The following is a 13,536-nucleotide window of genomic DNA, read 5'->3' as shown; positions in this document are numbered from 1 at the left end:
CTCCTCAGGTCAAATATTTATCCAGTATTTCTGTAAGCAGCTTATACCAAGGAAACATAGCTACCAATAAACCCATGTAAAATGCCGGGTAGACAATGACCGTGTAGCCAATCCCTAAAGACTTTATCTTTTTTCGATGACGAAACATTCTTCGGTGATCGACAGCCCATTCCATTCGTTGCATAGTTGCACTTACTTGTCCCTCACTCAGCGTCTCAATTGTACGCATACTTGATACGAGGATAATTCCGTCGTCGACACCGATTTTGCGTTTAAAGCTCTCAAGTGCTTCGTTAGGGTCTCTGTTCCACTCAGATAAAGTAGGGATATACTCTTTTAGCTTTCTAGTCGGTCTTGCTGCCTTGACCATGGCATTGTAAATGGGCACCTGATTTTCTAGAAGGGTCACATAGCGATTGATAAATCTGGCGATATCTGTGCTCAGCATGTCCTCCCTGTGATTTGCCCACGTCTTCAAGCCCATGTAAGGCAGCATGTAACTACCTGCAGATGCCAGACACATCGACAGAAGTGGGAATGATTCCACTCGACTCACAACGACCCACATAAGAACCAGGATGCAAACCATACTTCCAGTCAACAATTGCAGAAACACCCACTCTGGCTTCCCCCATCCAAAAGGCCTTCCTGCTCGTGAAAGTAACTGTTCCCATTTGTCGTCTTCGTCAGGCTTGAGTGCTTGCTCCCACTTTTCCCACCACATCCCAGAAACAAACAGCTTTGGCTTTTGCTTGTGAAACAAATATTTCCCGATCATAAACGCTGCACTAAAAACAAATAGAGCGCCTATTCCAAGGTAGGTATACATGATTAGCATTGGCATTAGCGATATCTCCTTCCCCAAATAAAAGCCAATAGGATCGAAAAAGTCCACACAGTCGCCGCAATCGCTAAAATGGCTTGTCCATCTGGCGTGTAGAAATAGAGACGGTAGGAATCCTGAAGCAAACCTTGATTGTAGGGGATCAAGCAAATGCAAATCGCTATGACGATTAGTAGGCTGATCCAAATGGAGTATATTTCACTATCACGCTCATGCTTTTCATCTTGTTGTACAAACATCTCATTCGTTAACCGATTTAGTGGTGATTGAATATCCTCTGTTTCTCCTTCCAAACCGCTGGAAATATACGTTGCAAAGTCAAAAGCCCACGGGTGGTCCAGTCTCTGCGCAAACTTCTCCACTGCCGCAACCGAGTTTCCCCCATCCGAAAGGCTATTGTTTAGCAGAAGGAGGTCAGGCAGTAACTCTTTGGGGCATTCCTCTATCATTTCGCGAAAAGTAAGGACAATGTTTTTGCGACTGTTATAATAACGGGCAAACAATTCTACGAAGCGACAGAATGAGCTAATTTTTTTATTCATTTGTACGATATAGCGTGCGTATAGAATCAGTGTTGGCAGCAAGAGGAATAACAGAAAAAGCGATAAGGATACAACCATATTTCCTAGCAAAATACCCGAGATGAATCCCGCTATCGCGCCAATCATGGATAGCAATAAGTATCCTTCTGGTGTACCTCCCACGATTTGACACCAACGCTCAAAGTGTTCATACAACATTCGCCGAGTAGAATGCCTTAAAAATTTCTCTCTCCATACCTCAACTGTACGCGGGAAGAATACGCGTGGGCTTCTCCATCCCTTATACAGGTGTAAGCCGAGAAACAAAAAGCCAGAGAAGAGACATAGAAACACCGGGAAAAGAAACGTGTAAATCATAGTTGCCTGCCTATATCGGTAAGACGTAGCTCTTTCAACACTTCAATGTCCGCTTTACCGACGTAACACATGTATTCAACTAAAGGTGGGCTCAGTTGATTCCCCGTCCATTCATAAGCTCCCGTCTGCATGTTGCGACCTACCAGGGGAATAGATTCAACTCGATTAAAAGAAGAGTTCCACTCCGTCGTATGAATGGCATCAATAAAACGGTGACCATTGTTGCGGTATGTAAGCGAATTGACAAAATTGACTGCCCTGCTAATCCTCTCCTGCGTTAGCTCGACACTCCGCCCCCCGTATTGATAAACAAGATCGGTCAGATCATGTAACGCTCTATGAGCAAATCGTTCGTGCATTGCTCCGATTGTAGCGTCCGTCCCTCTGATTCCGGCATTTATAAAATGGTACGCTTCTATAGGCTCACGAATTTCTCCAATCAAAATGGTATTGGCTGTCGACCGGTACATGTCTTTGAAGCAATGCTCTAATTCAATGCCGATTTCCTCCACGTTTTGGAGTTCAATCACTTCCCCTGGCCAAATATCACCAAATCGCATCTCGTGTTCACTTTCAAAGATCGTGATATATTCTGTCCGAGGGTCCTTCAGCTTCAACATACACATCATCAACGTGGTTTTCCCAGCAGCCATCGGTCCAATAACTAGCACATTGCTTCGTCCGTACACTTGCTGTTCCATTAGCCATTGAATTCTTTCGTCGAAGGCTGGCTGTTGCTGTGTACGGAGTTGGTCGAGCGAAAAAGCAGGTGTTGTAAATCGTCTAACCAGAATGGTCGGTACTCTGGAATAAGGGAAAGTAAACATGGTCAATCTTGCTTTTAGCGAATGTAAGTATCCGCTCAATCTAGGTTTTTTCTCGTTAAAAGATAGACCCGCTGTATTGGTCAACTTTTGTTGGAGGGTTTCAACCTCTTTCCAGCTTGGAGTGTAAGAGAGAAATTTTTTGACTCCTTGCTCCAAGTACGCAATGTTGCGGTTTGCAGAAATTCGCACTTCCTCTACCCACGGAGATAAATGTAGGACGGCATCGAGTATGCCCCACCCGTAAGTGGAAAAGGTGAGACCTTCGTAACTGTTAACATGCGGTAAAATTTGTTCGGTTACTGGTCGTTGGAGGACTTCCTCAAAATAATGCTGTAAGCGAAGAATAATATGGTTGTGACTATCACGATCTCCCTGCTCTGCCAAAGCGAGAATTCGTTGCATTTCCAGCTTCTCTTCTCGAGTTTTGCCAAAATGATTTAAATAATCTCTTGCTACTTGTTTCATGTCCTCAATGGTTTGGATGTCTGATTTAACTGGTTGTTCCCGTTCTATCCCTCGCATCAGCAAAACACCGCACTTCTATCCATATATTGCGCCTTAGCAATTTCCTTCAAACTGCTGATGTACGATTTGGGAGCGAAAAACTCTTCTATTAATACGCTGCTGCTCTGATGTGATTGCATGAGCCTGTTCTCCGAAATGCGTGGTACTACACCATAGACCGAAACATCCTCTCCAATTCGAAAGGGTTGCCCAGGGTCTAAATGACTGAGCAGAACCTCGCATTTCACTCCTCTTTCTTTCCATTTATACAACCACTCTCTAGCACTATCGATACTAAAGGGATCAGCTCTCACGAATAAAAGATTGCGGTCAACAGTATGAAGCAACCGCTGTAAAGTCTCAGACTCAGGAAAGCAGTAACCCCAATCGACGTATACATAGTCAAATTGCCTGCGAAACACAGTAATTAGATTGCTTAATTCTGAGCTCTTCCACTTGCTGGCAGCATGTGCGTAATACAGATTAGGTAAGTGGGCGCTCTGTTTGCAGACATTGCTCCAGTTACGCTTGGCAGTTGTTTGTATATCAATAAAGTCAGGACGAAATAGAGATAATTGATGTTGTTGGAGCTTGAAGAATCTTGATAAATCTGGCTTAGCTTCATTCATATCAAGTACGACAATTCGCTTTTCAGGATGCTGCCTCGCTAGTATGACTGGATAATTAATACAAAAAGTAGTAATGCCAGAAGCACCGTAGCTCAATAAAGCGTAAACGAACCCCTTTTCTTTTGACGATCCGATATCTGCACACTCTTGCACGAAGCCTAGAATCAGACTGATCTGATGACGTATTTCTTCTTGGGATAAGTGCGCTGATAAAATGTATACATGCTCTAGCCCAGACTCCTCAGCTACCTTCTCAATCATCTTCTCATCCCGATAGAGAGGGACAATAATTAACGGTGAGTTAGGCGGGAGCTGTGCTTTCAGTGCCGGAAGCCATTCCCAAACGGGAGAGTTGAACATTTCGGAAAATATCACGGAAGCTTCTGGCATATAAAGCTGCACCAGCCGTGAAAACTCCGCCGCCGACTCAGCTACCAGCACATCACTATACATAGGCATATACGTCTTGGCGAGTGACTTCATCGGATAACAAACTAAAATTTTCATGACGCTTGCTCCTTCGAACCCATGATATGACCTACCTGAAGCATCCCATATGACATTGCCTCGGTTATTATCACATACTCCTCGTCTGTCAAATTAAAGCCGATAAAAGCAGGTAGTGCTGTTGGCTGTACCCGGTAGTCACGATATCGTTTTTCTCCATTCTGCAACGGTTTTTCTCGTGATCCATGAAAGATGGAATCCATCTGATCAGGCGATGGTAACAAGCTTGGCTTTAATGTATAGATCTCAATACCATTACTGTCCCTCACGCTTGCAAGCTGACTTTCAAATAACAAATCTGCCGTATCATTAGTTTTTCGAAAATGCAGTGGTGTAGGATAGTCTTTCAGCTCCGTAAGACTCTTGTATTTGACCCAAATTTTCACATGATCGCCTTTGCGTAATTCCGTTAAAGGATGAATGGATAGTAGGGGGAACTCGTAGCGCGCCTCCCCTTTTTCCGGTAAAAGCTGCGAATCTGTCAGCTTTTCCACTAATAATTGCTCGCCTTCGTACATTGTCTGCGTGCTCCTTTTCCCCAGTACAGTATCTAAATCGCGCGCTGAACCTGGGAGAATTTCATCCACCTCTTCCTGTACGAGTATCACGTCATCTTGTGTAATCGGCTCGAAGGCTGATATTTCTTTCCCTGCAGCTACCTTAATAACTGGGGCAAACAGCTTTTCCGCAGCCATCGCGTCAATATATTGAGTCGCCGCATAAAAGGACGACCCTGCTAGCAGAAACGAAATTAAGCAAATGACAAGTAATGTTTGCTTCTTCATAACATCCTTCCTTTATAAGCATGAATCAATGACTGAAACTCAATTTCTTCCTCGGGGAAAATCTCCAAAAATAGATTGGCTTTGGCGCTTGCCATTGCTGTTTTCTCTCCATTCATCAACGGAATCATATTAGTTACCTGTGTAGCTCCCGGCTGCTGGTCCCATAGGGAGAGCGTTCCTTCTACTTTTTTCATGATGCTTGTCCGAGACAATTGGCTATTCCATTTGTTTGCTATCATTTTTATTTTTCTTCTTTCTGTCTTCCACCAAGCAGGGGCTGGCTCTGCCAGGAACAAGCGGGTAAGTCTAGCCAAATCGGCATCAAAAACTACCCATATTTCGTCGGCATGCTCAAAAATTTGTTTGGAGTGAGCATCATTCCAATAGGAAGAAACATCAATAACCACAATAGGACTATCCTTACAAATTCGTAGTAACCAGTTGGCTGTATCTGTTTGAGAAGATTCCTGCTGAAGTCGTGCTGGGGATTCTATCTGGATGCGAAGATGGTTATTCTGCATGAGGAGCAATGATGTAGGAGAATCTCTTACTTGTTGTCGAGCTCTACGTTCAAAATCAAGAGCAAAATAATAATAGGATGTCACTTTTGGCAACTCGCAAAGGGTAACAGGAATGCCTTTTCCTGACCATGCATACGCTAGGTTACTTGCAAGAAAACTAGCTCCAGCCTGTGCGTACAAGCTCATAACCGCAATACATTTACGCTGATACGACTCCAGTTGCTCAACTATTTGTGGAGAAGCAAGCTTTTCTTTAAGTATCCTCCATTGCCGCTCTTCCTCAATAGACTGTGAAAACTCCTGCTGCTCCAAATCACGGAACCTGGAGACAAAGCGGCTCATTTGGTGAAACATGATTATCCCACCTGGGAGTCATTTGATTTATTTTTACTAGCAATGTATTTCTCAAATTTCTCAACCATCTCTCGAACAGTAAGGGACTTGCGGTGATAATAGTATATTTTACGCAGCCGCTCCCGTTCCTGGGCCGTCATTTCTGGTCTCACTTTCATGGCTAGCTCGATTAACAGAGCGAGCTCAACGTTGTTAGGTCTCCCTCTTCTTGGTGGATTGGCAAATAGCTCCTGCTGCTTTTTATTAAATGCGTTTGGGTACTCTACCAGCCACATGTCTACCAACGTTTCAATATCTTCATGTGTACGTACTCCGAGCTTCATCAAGTATTTAAAATAGGTGGGGATGGGACGTTCACGTATCTGCCCATCTTGCCATCGGGCGAGGAATCCATTTGGCATTGTTAGGAGCTTGGTTACATCTCGGATGAGTGCTATCCGATTTGGCGATTGGTATTGAACGACTGCTTCTTTTACTAGCGTAAACAAAATGTCATGATAATTGACGCCTTTATACCCGCTTCCATACTCTGTGATGTACCATTCCTCAACTGCTCGATCAAAATCTCTCCGGCAATTCGATAACTGAAGCTGATTCAGATGCTCATAAAACTCTTCCAGATCATACTGAACCATAAACTCTTCCTGGTAATCCCCAAAAACAAAAGCAATAAAGGATTCCTTAAACTCTTCCAATGACAACAATGTCAGCTTGTTTGTCTCCTCATAGCAGCGGTTGACTAATTCGATTGCACTCTTTGCCAACACGTCAAAATACCCCCATTTTCCTTTTTATAGAACGATAGATATTCTCCAACAGCGTTCTCGACGCGGCGAATCTTATTTAGCCTGGCAAACCAGGCATTTCGCTTTATAGGTCGCCTCACACGCACCCGTGCAAGGCGATTAAAAGAACCTACTCAGTTACAAAGTAAAGTTCTTCTCCGGTCGCGAAAAGAAGAGCAATCCTTCCCGCGCGCTCCATGACGGTTGGAGCATTCTCCATTACAATTAGCCCGTCATTGAGTACTACTCTGTCTCCAAATCGATGTACGGATTCGATCTGGAACGCTCCCTGCGGAACTCTTTCCACTGAAAGATGTCTGCCAGGTTTGTGCTTCTGGTAGCGTACTTGTCGCCCTAGAAGCTGCTCCACGGATGCAGAGCATTTCTGGTGAGCCTCTACTGTTGCCATGCGCAACGCCTCCTTCTCTCACCTGTAGAGTACGGCCGTTTCATCTGCTTATAAGCCTATGAAACTACCTCTACCGTAAAAAAAGACAGTAGGGTTGTGCAAATATTTTTATAACTCATCCCAATAAGAGGGATCACTAAGTTCGGGATACATTTCAGTGACCATATCAAACGGTGAAAAGTAAAGTGTATCGACAAGAATCTTGAGTTTATATGTTTTCAGGAGCGTATAGGCTCTCTCTGTTTTGCTGAAGATACTTGGCAGTTGACGTAAATCTGCTAGCTTTAGTAGATGCTTGCACATATAGTCGACGCATATTTTTGCCCGTTCCTCACCCTTTATACTCTGAAAATAAGCTGGGGGAAAATGACGTCTTATGCCTGAAAGCACCTCTTGGTAAACCCATAACACTCGTTGTTCTTCTGAAAGCCGAGGTAAATACGGATACGCGAATTCGACGAAGTAATACACATCCTCAGTCTTTGCCTCGATGGGCGGTTCAATAAATTCTCTCACCAAATGAAGCTTCAGTTCTTTGACATCCTGCAAGTTCAATTCACGTCTCGCCTGCTCAGGAGTCCATCTTTTTACATTTTCAATCGCATATCTTACAACTAATTGGACTTTTTGCTTTCGGTACTGCACATCTTCGAACTCATACGGGGAAAAACGCTTTTGCTCTCCGCTAAGAATTCGTTTGTACCGATCGACTATTTTTGAGGGCACTGTCATCTCACTCCTATCCCCATTTATGGAATATACTACTAAATTACCATGCAGGATTAGGACAAAAATAACAGCACCTCTGTTCAAAATTGTGACTTTATTCATAGACCCCAGACTGGGAGACTCTGTTCATTTTTACAAAAAGCTCATCCCAAAATACAGGTATATTCTTTTCAACCTTTACTTCTAAATGATAGATTCCTTGCAAGTACAAATAAGGCCGTTCACCTTTTTGGTTAATGACAGAGACCTCATCACTTGTCCTCTCCAGATTCGGCCTGTTTAATCTCCAAAGAATCCCCGCTTCTTCACGTGCCCCGCGAATAATATCCGCATCACGACGCTCAGCTTCTTCTGTTGTCGCAAACAATCTAATTTGCTTATCACCGTTTGTATCCACGTACTCCCATTTTCCAGCCGCACGTGCTCCCTTAGTAATCAAATCTGCTGTATGCTGCATCTTCATTTTTAGATAATCTGTCTGCTCCAAAAATAACAGGATAGAGAGCAGACTGCCCAAGCAGAAGAGAAAGAAGAGCACAGTAATCATTGTTGCCCCGCGCTCTTCCTTCACTCGAATCAAAAAATGATGCAACGAATCATTCATTGCTTCTCCTCCGCATTTTCAACCATCATGTAATAGCTTTCAGTTATCTCGAATAATTCCCCCGTAGAGAGAAGCCGAAATGAAACTGTTGCTTTAGCTTTTACATGACTGCCTTTTCTCCAGCCGTTCCCATCAAGCTCCAGCTGCACATCTTTGTGGAGGACTCCGATACCTTGTGCTAATTCGGATGTACCTCTCTGTTTCGCATGGAATTTGGCCAAACCGAAATTGGGCTGCACTGCAGCAATTCTCCCTGCCTCATACGCAGCCGCCAATGCCTTTTGCTTGTTGTACATCATGCTGAATTGGTCAAAGGAGAATACGATCAAGATCCAAACTAAAGGAAACACCAAAATAAACTCAATCATCTGGCTGCCTCGCTCATCTTTCACCCTCGCACGTATCATTCGTCCCATACGTGTGATCATCCGCTTGCTCCGATGACATCTCGCACAGATTGGAGCACAAAGGCACCCAGCAAATATACAGCGTAGGGGAATGAAAAGGCTGTTTTTTCCCTGCCTGGAAGCCACACTTGTCGATGAGCTGTCCATCCGGCTGCAATGATTTGAAGATTGTTGCGTAGGCGAGCCCAATTTTGCGGATAGAACACCATCACAATCAGACATAAGATGATAGAATGCAAAAACAAAGAATACACCACACTCCAGCTTGTCCAAGCTCCAACAGCCATCAGCAGCTTTTGATCGCCCATCCCCATTCCTTTTAAGATTACGGGACCAACTGTCAACAAAAATGCTCCTGCCACACCTAGCACTGCTCCGGCTAATAATTCACCTTCCCACTGATACCATAAGCCGACAGCAATCACCGGAAAAACAAGGGTATTTGGTATTCTTCTTTGTCTCCAATCCATCCATGCTGCCGCTCCTAATACGCCTAGCAAGACTACGTTTGTCATTTGCTTATTTTTTCTTGCAGTTCCTTCAGCTTCTCGTCTTCAGCAGTACCTAGTTGTGTCAGTGTCGGAATAAGCACAATCAAGATGACGGCAATGATAATGACCATTTCCACGATCGTGACACCGTCCTCCTCATACCAAAAACGCTTGACGTAATCTGCGATGGTTCCCATTCCATTCACTCCTCATTGAGATTTTGGTTCTATTTTCACTCTGCCAAAAGACAGCGCCTCTCGCAAAAATATTTACATGCGCTTATTTTTCTACAGGCTTTCTCCGATGCCGATGAATGCAGGCCCCATCACCAGGAACAACAGAGGCAGACCCATTAACATAATGACAAAAGGCAATAATCTGATATTTAACCGATTCATATGGGTAGCAGCTTCGTCCTCTTGTTGTCTCACTTGTTCCTCTACTTGGACAGACAACATTTGCGATATGCTAACCCCTTTTTTCATCGCCTCGTTCATCTCTAGTGCGATGGTAGTCAACGAATCTACCTCCCACCGAAAGGCCAGCTCTTCAAGTGCCTTTCGCCAGTTCCCATGCCTTTTTTCTCCCATTTCTAGGCTCGCGAGTTCTCTGCCAAGTCTGGCATCAAAACGTCTCGCTGTCTGCTTAACAGCCTGCTGCAACGGCATGCCTGCTTCCACCAATGACTGCACAATGCTGAAAAAGATTGGGACCTGCTCTCGAATTTCAGCTTTAGCCCGCTTGTCCACCCGATCTAGCAACATGTTCGGCAGCAAGTACAAAAATAAGCTAATCGTTAAGGGAAGCCCAGTCACCATAGTGATTTTTTCACCATGTACCATGCTTATTGACAATGAAGCTAGAGATGAAACGATGAAACACATACTGATAAGCCGGAACAAAACAATTTCTGTCAGGCTTATATCAATCCCCAGACGCGCCAATGTTTCCTGTATTTTTTTCTTATCGACCCCCGTCCATTTGTAGAAATGCTGTAGCAGTACCTGGTTTTTCTCCAAGCTTCGAACTAATGTCCACCTTTTTCGTCCTTGTTGAAACGATTGCTCAAGCTTGGCTTGTTTCACGGAGTCAATCCTGCCCAAAAGGGTGGCGGAGATTGGTTCTCCCTTACTCACACAAGACGGCAAGCCGTATAGAAATATAGCAACACTCACCAATATACTAAGAACGAGAACGAACATTGCACCCTCCCCTATGCTCCCCTGCTTATGCTTTTATGCGCAACAAAACGAATTGCTTCTCCCCCAATTAAAATAGAAGCCAAGCTTCCCAAAATAAGAAACCGTCCCCCAATTGTGGCCGTAAGTGGGTCGAAATGATTGGGATTATTCACATACAACGCAATGACAAAAACAAACGGCATGACGCTTAGTAAATTCACTTGTGCAACAATCTGTGCCATAGCTGCTTTTTGTCTACGGAGCGACTGTCTGCGCCGTAATATCGAAGAGGCAGCCAAATCGAGCGTTTTGGCCATATCTCCGCCCATCTCACGTTGAATGTGGACAATGGTCGCTAAATATTTGACATCTGCTGATCCTGTGCGTTCAAAGAATCGATTCATTACGTGCTCTAATGGGACTTGTGCCCGCAATAGCTCTACAATACGCCTGTATTCCTCTAATACGATTTCTGATAAAAATGGACTAGTAGCTACCTGTTCAAACGCATGCAAATACGATGGAGAAGTACGTAAAGAACTGGCCATGAGTCGAATCGCTTTTACATTGCCTGCTTCGAAATCTTCCTTTCGACGGGCCCCCCATACACTCACTAACCGTTCGGTAAACAAAATCCCTGCCAGCAAAGCCGGCAATGCCATCCACCAAGACTGCAAGATCTGACTACTCACACCAAATGACGCGATCCCCAATAAAAAAGAGAGGGTTACATACTGGTTTACCCCCCACCCTGAGCGCGATTTCGCCAACCTCTCCTCAAACTTCTTCCAAATCGTTTTTCTGTCCTGTTGCAACACTTCTACGATTTCGTGCTTCCCCGTCGGTTCTCGCATATACAATTTGTTGGGCAAGATCAATAACAGGATGGCCATCCCCATCCCGATTGCAACAGGTAAGCTAATGTCCATGCTTTCCCCTCCTATAGCGGTATTGGTGTGGTGAAAAAGACGCGATCAATCTCCTCTCGAGACAGGCCTTTCTCTAGCCATCGCTTAATCAGTCGCTCTGGGCGATAGCCTGTCCATTTGAAGTGACCCTTTACTCTCCCATTTTCTACCCCTGTTACTTCGTACACGTATATATCCTGCAAATACACCCGATCAGGGAGAACCTGTTTAATGTTGCAGGCTCGCTTTATCCATTCTTCATGCGATTGACCCGTCCCCACTACCTCCGTTATCGCTACCACCTTGCGACTACCATCTTCTTCAAAACGTTTTACTTGAACAATTAAATCCAGTGCTGAACCGATCATTAAGTTGCGCTCTTCAGCACTATACCCTTCATCTGCTTTTCCAAATAAAATGGGCAATGTTGAATCGACCAAAGCTCGCGGTGAGTTTGCGTGCGCTGTGCTCCAGCTACCAGGGTGGTCCGTATTCATCGCCCAAAGCATATCTACGATTTCTCCACCGCGTGTCTCACCGACCATAATGACATCCGGCCTTTTTCGCAAAGACAAGCGAACACAATCCTTGATCGAAAACCCACCCTTCCCCTCGTAATTCGCAGGTTTCGCTAAAAATCTGCGCACAAAAGGATGCTGAAGCTTCATCTCCAAAACATCCTCGATCGTAATAATACTTAAATGATCAGGGACATATTGGGAGATGAGATTGAGCATGTGTGTCTTGCCTGAGCCTGTTCCTCCACTGACAATGCCAGATGCGCGAGATAAACGGACGGCTCTGTTTAAAAAGAGAAGCATCGGCTCGCAAATGGAACCGTACCGTAAATAATCGGACTCACTGAGTAGCTCACGGTGCTTTCTAATCGTGAGCATATGACCATCGGGAGAAATAGAACGATGCGTAGCAGCAACCCGGGAACCGTCTGGAAGCTGTGTATGCAGCTCTGCTTTCGTTTCATTAAACTCACGTCCCATTGTCGCTGCAATCTGTTCTAATAAGCGCAGCAGCTCTTCCTCATCGCGAAAAACAGCAATCTCCGGAGATTCAAGACGACCAGTACTTTTTCTTTCAATGACGAGATAGTTATAGCGATGAAAAAGAATCTCCGTGATGTCGTTATCCTCTAATAAAGCGTCTAATGGGCCCCACCCCGTCAAAGAATGTAGCAGCCGTTTTACTTCTGCTTCCATTTGTATGGATGTCAGCGTGGTTTGCGACTCCAGCAGCATTCGAATATCTGCCGTCAGCTCATCCATAAAGAGTGAAGAATGTTTTTCCTCCCATAATCGCTTTCCGTATTTCTCAACAATCTGGGTACGAATCGATGTTTCTCTATCTGTCCCAACCCATTTTTCATTCGTCCGCTCATGATCCGGAGCTTGCATTTTTTCGTGAAGCGTCGCAGGAACTCCCGCCGTTCCCCTCCCCGCTGATCGTAATTCTTGCGCAGGGCGGACTTGATTTGAAATGCCTAGTAACTGTTTTTTATCGAACATGACACCCTCCCTTATCCCCATAACCATTTGAAGAGAGATGTTTTCTCTTTTTGTTTCTCTTTTTCAGCAGCCTTCATTTGCTCCCCATCTACGGGAAACAGTGCTTTTCCTAATGTCTCAATGGCTTCTTTGGCCGGAATTCTCCCTGACTGGAGCATGACTGGCGTTCCTGTGTTAATCGATTTTTTCACTTCCACATCATCAGGTATGGAGAAAATTTTTTTGCTGGGGAGAAGCTGGAAATAGGCACGAATTTCATCTAAGGTAAACATTTCTTTCCTCTGCAAACGATTCATGCAAATTTGAATGCGTTCTTCTGGGTACTCTGCTTCTCTCAACAGTTTCAGCAATCGTTGAATATTTTCAATGGAGTCTACCACCGGATTTCCCACCATCACGACATGCTCTGCAAAAAACAGAGCTTGAATCGTTGCATCTGTTGTATCAGGAGCCGTATCAATAAGAATGACGTCATAGTTGCTCTGTTTTAACGTTTCGAGAATTAGATATAAATGATAGTCACGGATTTCAAAGCTTTGCCGAATATCACGGGGGGACGTAAGTACATGCAAGCCTGTATCAGGATGAGCAACCACATATTTCTCGATATGTTGGGGAGATAACGGCAAGGC

17 protein-coding genes (1 of these 17 running past the window's edge) are annotated in these 13,536 nt (G+C 44.5%); all 17 read right to left on the bottom strand.

Annotated features, from left to right (window positions below; translation table 11 throughout):
• Positions 1-4: 4 nt before the first annotated feature.
• Positions 5-844 (bottom strand): hypothetical protein, encoded by an 840-nt coding sequence (locus BBR47_RS00985; RefSeq protein ID WP_012683923.1) that lies wholly within the window; start codon positions 842-844, stop codon positions 5-7.
• Complete coding sequence (locus tag BBR47_RS00980; protein WP_231850540.1) at positions 844-1,548, bottom strand: hypothetical protein; 705 nt, start codon at positions 1,546-1,548, stop codon at positions 844-846. The genes BBR47_RS00985 and BBR47_RS00980 overlap by 1 nt, the downstream gene beginning before the upstream one ends.
• A 191-nt stretch (positions 1,549-1,739) precedes the next feature.
• Positions 1,740-3,092 carry an ATPase, T2SS/T4P/T4SS family gene (locus BBR47_RS00975; RefSeq protein WP_041749753.1) on the bottom strand — a complete coding sequence of 451 codons (1,353 nt, stop codon included), beginning with the start codon at positions 3,090-3,092 and terminating at the stop codon, positions 1,740-1,742.
• The gene (locus tag BBR47_RS00970; RefSeq protein ID WP_012683920.1) at positions 3,092-4,210 is read right to left on the bottom strand and encodes a hypothetical protein; all 1,119 of its coding nucleotides are present in this window, start codon (positions 4,208-4,210) and stop codon (positions 3,092-3,094) included. Before BBR47_RS00970 ends, BBR47_RS00975 begins: the two co-directional genes overlap by 1 nt.
• Positions 4,207-4,995, bottom strand: a complete 789-nt coding sequence (locus BBR47_RS00965; RefSeq protein ID WP_012683919.1) for an SAF domain-containing protein — start codon at positions 4,993-4,995, stop codon at positions 4,207-4,209. Before BBR47_RS00965 ends, BBR47_RS00970 begins: the two co-directional genes overlap by 4 nt.
• Entirely contained in the window at positions 4,992-5,870 is an 879-nt protein-coding gene (locus BBR47_RS00960) for a hypothetical protein (protein WP_012683918.1), read from the bottom strand. Before BBR47_RS00960 ends, BBR47_RS00965 begins: the two co-directional genes overlap by 4 nt.
• A gap of 2 nt (positions 5,871-5,872) precedes the next feature.
• Positions 5,873-6,637 (bottom strand): hypothetical protein, encoded by a 765-nt coding sequence (locus BBR47_RS00955; RefSeq protein ID WP_012683917.1) that lies wholly within the window; start codon positions 6,635-6,637, stop codon positions 5,873-5,875.
• Between the two features lie 148 nt (positions 6,638-6,785).
• Entirely contained in the window at positions 6,786-7,064 is a 279-nt protein-coding gene (locus BBR47_RS00950; protein WP_012683916.1) for a hypothetical protein, read from the bottom strand.
• Positions 7,065-7,172: 108 nt separating this feature from the next.
• Entirely contained in the window at positions 7,173-7,790 is a 618-nt protein-coding gene (locus BBR47_RS00945) for a hypothetical protein (protein ID WP_041749752.1), read from the bottom strand.
• A 97-nt stretch (positions 7,791-7,887) separates the two neighbouring features.
• Positions 7,888-8,397, bottom strand: coding sequence for a hypothetical protein (locus BBR47_RS00940; protein ID WP_012683914.1), 510 nt, complete (start codon positions 8,395-8,397; stop codon positions 7,888-7,890).
• Positions 8,394-8,825 carry a TadE/TadG family type IV pilus assembly protein gene (locus tag BBR47_RS00935; protein WP_041749196.1) on the bottom strand — a complete coding sequence of 144 codons (432 nt, stop codon included), beginning with the start codon at positions 8,823-8,825 and terminating at the stop codon, positions 8,394-8,396. Before BBR47_RS00935 ends, BBR47_RS00940 begins: the two co-directional genes overlap by 4 nt.
• Entirely contained in the window at positions 8,822-9,319 is a 498-nt protein-coding gene (locus BBR47_RS00930; RefSeq protein WP_041749195.1) for an A24 family peptidase, read from the bottom strand. Before BBR47_RS00930 ends, BBR47_RS00935 begins: the two co-directional genes overlap by 4 nt.
• Positions 9,316-9,492: a hypothetical protein gene (locus BBR47_RS00925; protein WP_012683911.1), complete on the bottom strand. Its 177-nt coding sequence runs from the start codon at positions 9,490-9,492 to the stop codon at positions 9,316-9,318. The genes BBR47_RS00930 and BBR47_RS00925 overlap by 4 nt, the downstream gene beginning before the upstream one ends.
• 90 nt (positions 9,493-9,582) lie before the next feature.
• Complete coding sequence (locus BBR47_RS00920) at positions 9,583-10,497, bottom strand: type II secretion system F family protein (protein ID WP_012683910.1); 915 nt, start codon at positions 10,495-10,497, stop codon at positions 9,583-9,585.
• 11 nt (positions 10,498-10,508) lie between these two features.
• Positions 10,509-11,405 carry a type II secretion system F family protein gene (locus BBR47_RS00915; RefSeq protein WP_012683909.1) on the bottom strand — a complete coding sequence of 299 codons (897 nt, stop codon included), beginning with the start codon at positions 11,403-11,405 and terminating at the stop codon, positions 10,509-10,511.
• 11 nt (positions 11,406-11,416) lie between these two features.
• Positions 11,417-12,904, bottom strand: a complete 1,488-nt coding sequence (locus BBR47_RS00910; protein WP_012683908.1) for a CpaF family protein — start codon at positions 12,902-12,904, stop codon at positions 11,417-11,419.
• 11 nt (positions 12,905-12,915) lie between these two features.
• A protein-coding gene (locus BBR47_RS00905; protein ID WP_012683907.1) for an AAA family ATPase crosses the window boundary here: on the bottom strand, positions 12,916-13,536 show its 3' portion. 783 nt of this gene lie beyond the right edge of the window; 621 of the gene's 1,404 nt are visible here — the last part of the coding sequence; the start codon falls outside the window, past its right edge; its stop codon occupies positions 12,916-12,918.

The organism is Brevibacillus brevis NBRC 100599, from assembly GCF_000010165.1.
Taxonomy (GTDB): Bacteria; Bacillota; Bacilli; order Brevibacillales; family Brevibacillaceae; genus Brevibacillus; species Brevibacillus brevis_D.
Note: the sequence above shows the minus strand (reverse complement) of the source record. Positions and strands in the feature narration are given on the sequence as shown.

What these genes read in the sequence shown, in the direction of transcription:
- BBR47_RS00985 (WP_012683923.1), bottom strand. Translation starts at nt 844, where the DNA reads ATGCCAATGCTAATCATGTATACCTACCTTGGAATAGGCGCTCTATTT.
- BBR47_RS00975 (WP_041749753.1), bottom strand. Translation starts at nt 3,092, where the DNA reads ATGCGAGGGATAGAACGGGAACAACCAGTTAAATCAGACATCCAAACC.
- BBR47_RS00970 (WP_012683920.1), bottom strand. Translation starts at nt 4,210, where the DNA reads ATGAAAATTTTAGTTTGTTATCCGATGAAGTCACTCGCCAAGACGTAT.
- BBR47_RS00965 (WP_012683919.1), bottom strand. Translation starts at nt 4,995, where the DNA reads ATGAAGAAGCAAACATTACTTGTCATTTGCTTAATTTCGTTTCTGCTA.
- BBR47_RS00960 (WP_012683918.1), bottom strand. Translation starts at nt 5,870, where the DNA reads ATGTTTCACCAAATGAGCCGCTTTGTCTCCAGGTTCCGTGATTTGGAG.
- BBR47_RS00950 (WP_012683916.1), bottom strand. Translation starts at nt 7,064, where the DNA reads ATGGCAACAGTAGAGGCTCACCAGAAATGCTCTGCATCCGTGGAGCAG.
- BBR47_RS00940 (WP_012683914.1), bottom strand. Translation starts at nt 8,397, where the DNA reads ATGAATGATTCGTTGCATCATTTTTTGATTCGAGTGAAGGAAGAGCGC.
- BBR47_RS00935 (WP_041749196.1), bottom strand. Translation starts at nt 8,825, where the DNA reads ATGATCACACGTATGGGACGAATGATACGTGCGAGGGTGAAAGATGAG.
- BBR47_RS00930 (WP_041749195.1), bottom strand. Translation starts at nt 9,319, where the DNA reads ATGACAAACGTAGTCTTGCTAGGCGTATTAGGAGCGGCAGCATGGATG.
- BBR47_RS00925 (WP_012683911.1), bottom strand. Translation starts at nt 9,492, where the DNA reads ATGGGAACCATCGCAGATTACGTCAAGCGTTTTTGGTATGAGGAGGAC.
- BBR47_RS00920 (WP_012683910.1), bottom strand. Translation starts at nt 10,497, where the DNA reads ATGTTCGTTCTCGTTCTTAGTATATTGGTGAGTGTTGCTATATTTCTA.
- BBR47_RS00915 (WP_012683909.1), bottom strand. Translation starts at nt 11,405, where the DNA reads ATGGACATTAGCTTACCTGTTGCAATCGGGATGGGGATGGCCATCCTG.
- BBR47_RS00910 (WP_012683908.1), bottom strand. Translation starts at nt 12,904, where the DNA reads ATGTTCGATAAAAAACAGTTACTAGGCATTTCAAATCAAGTCCGCCCT.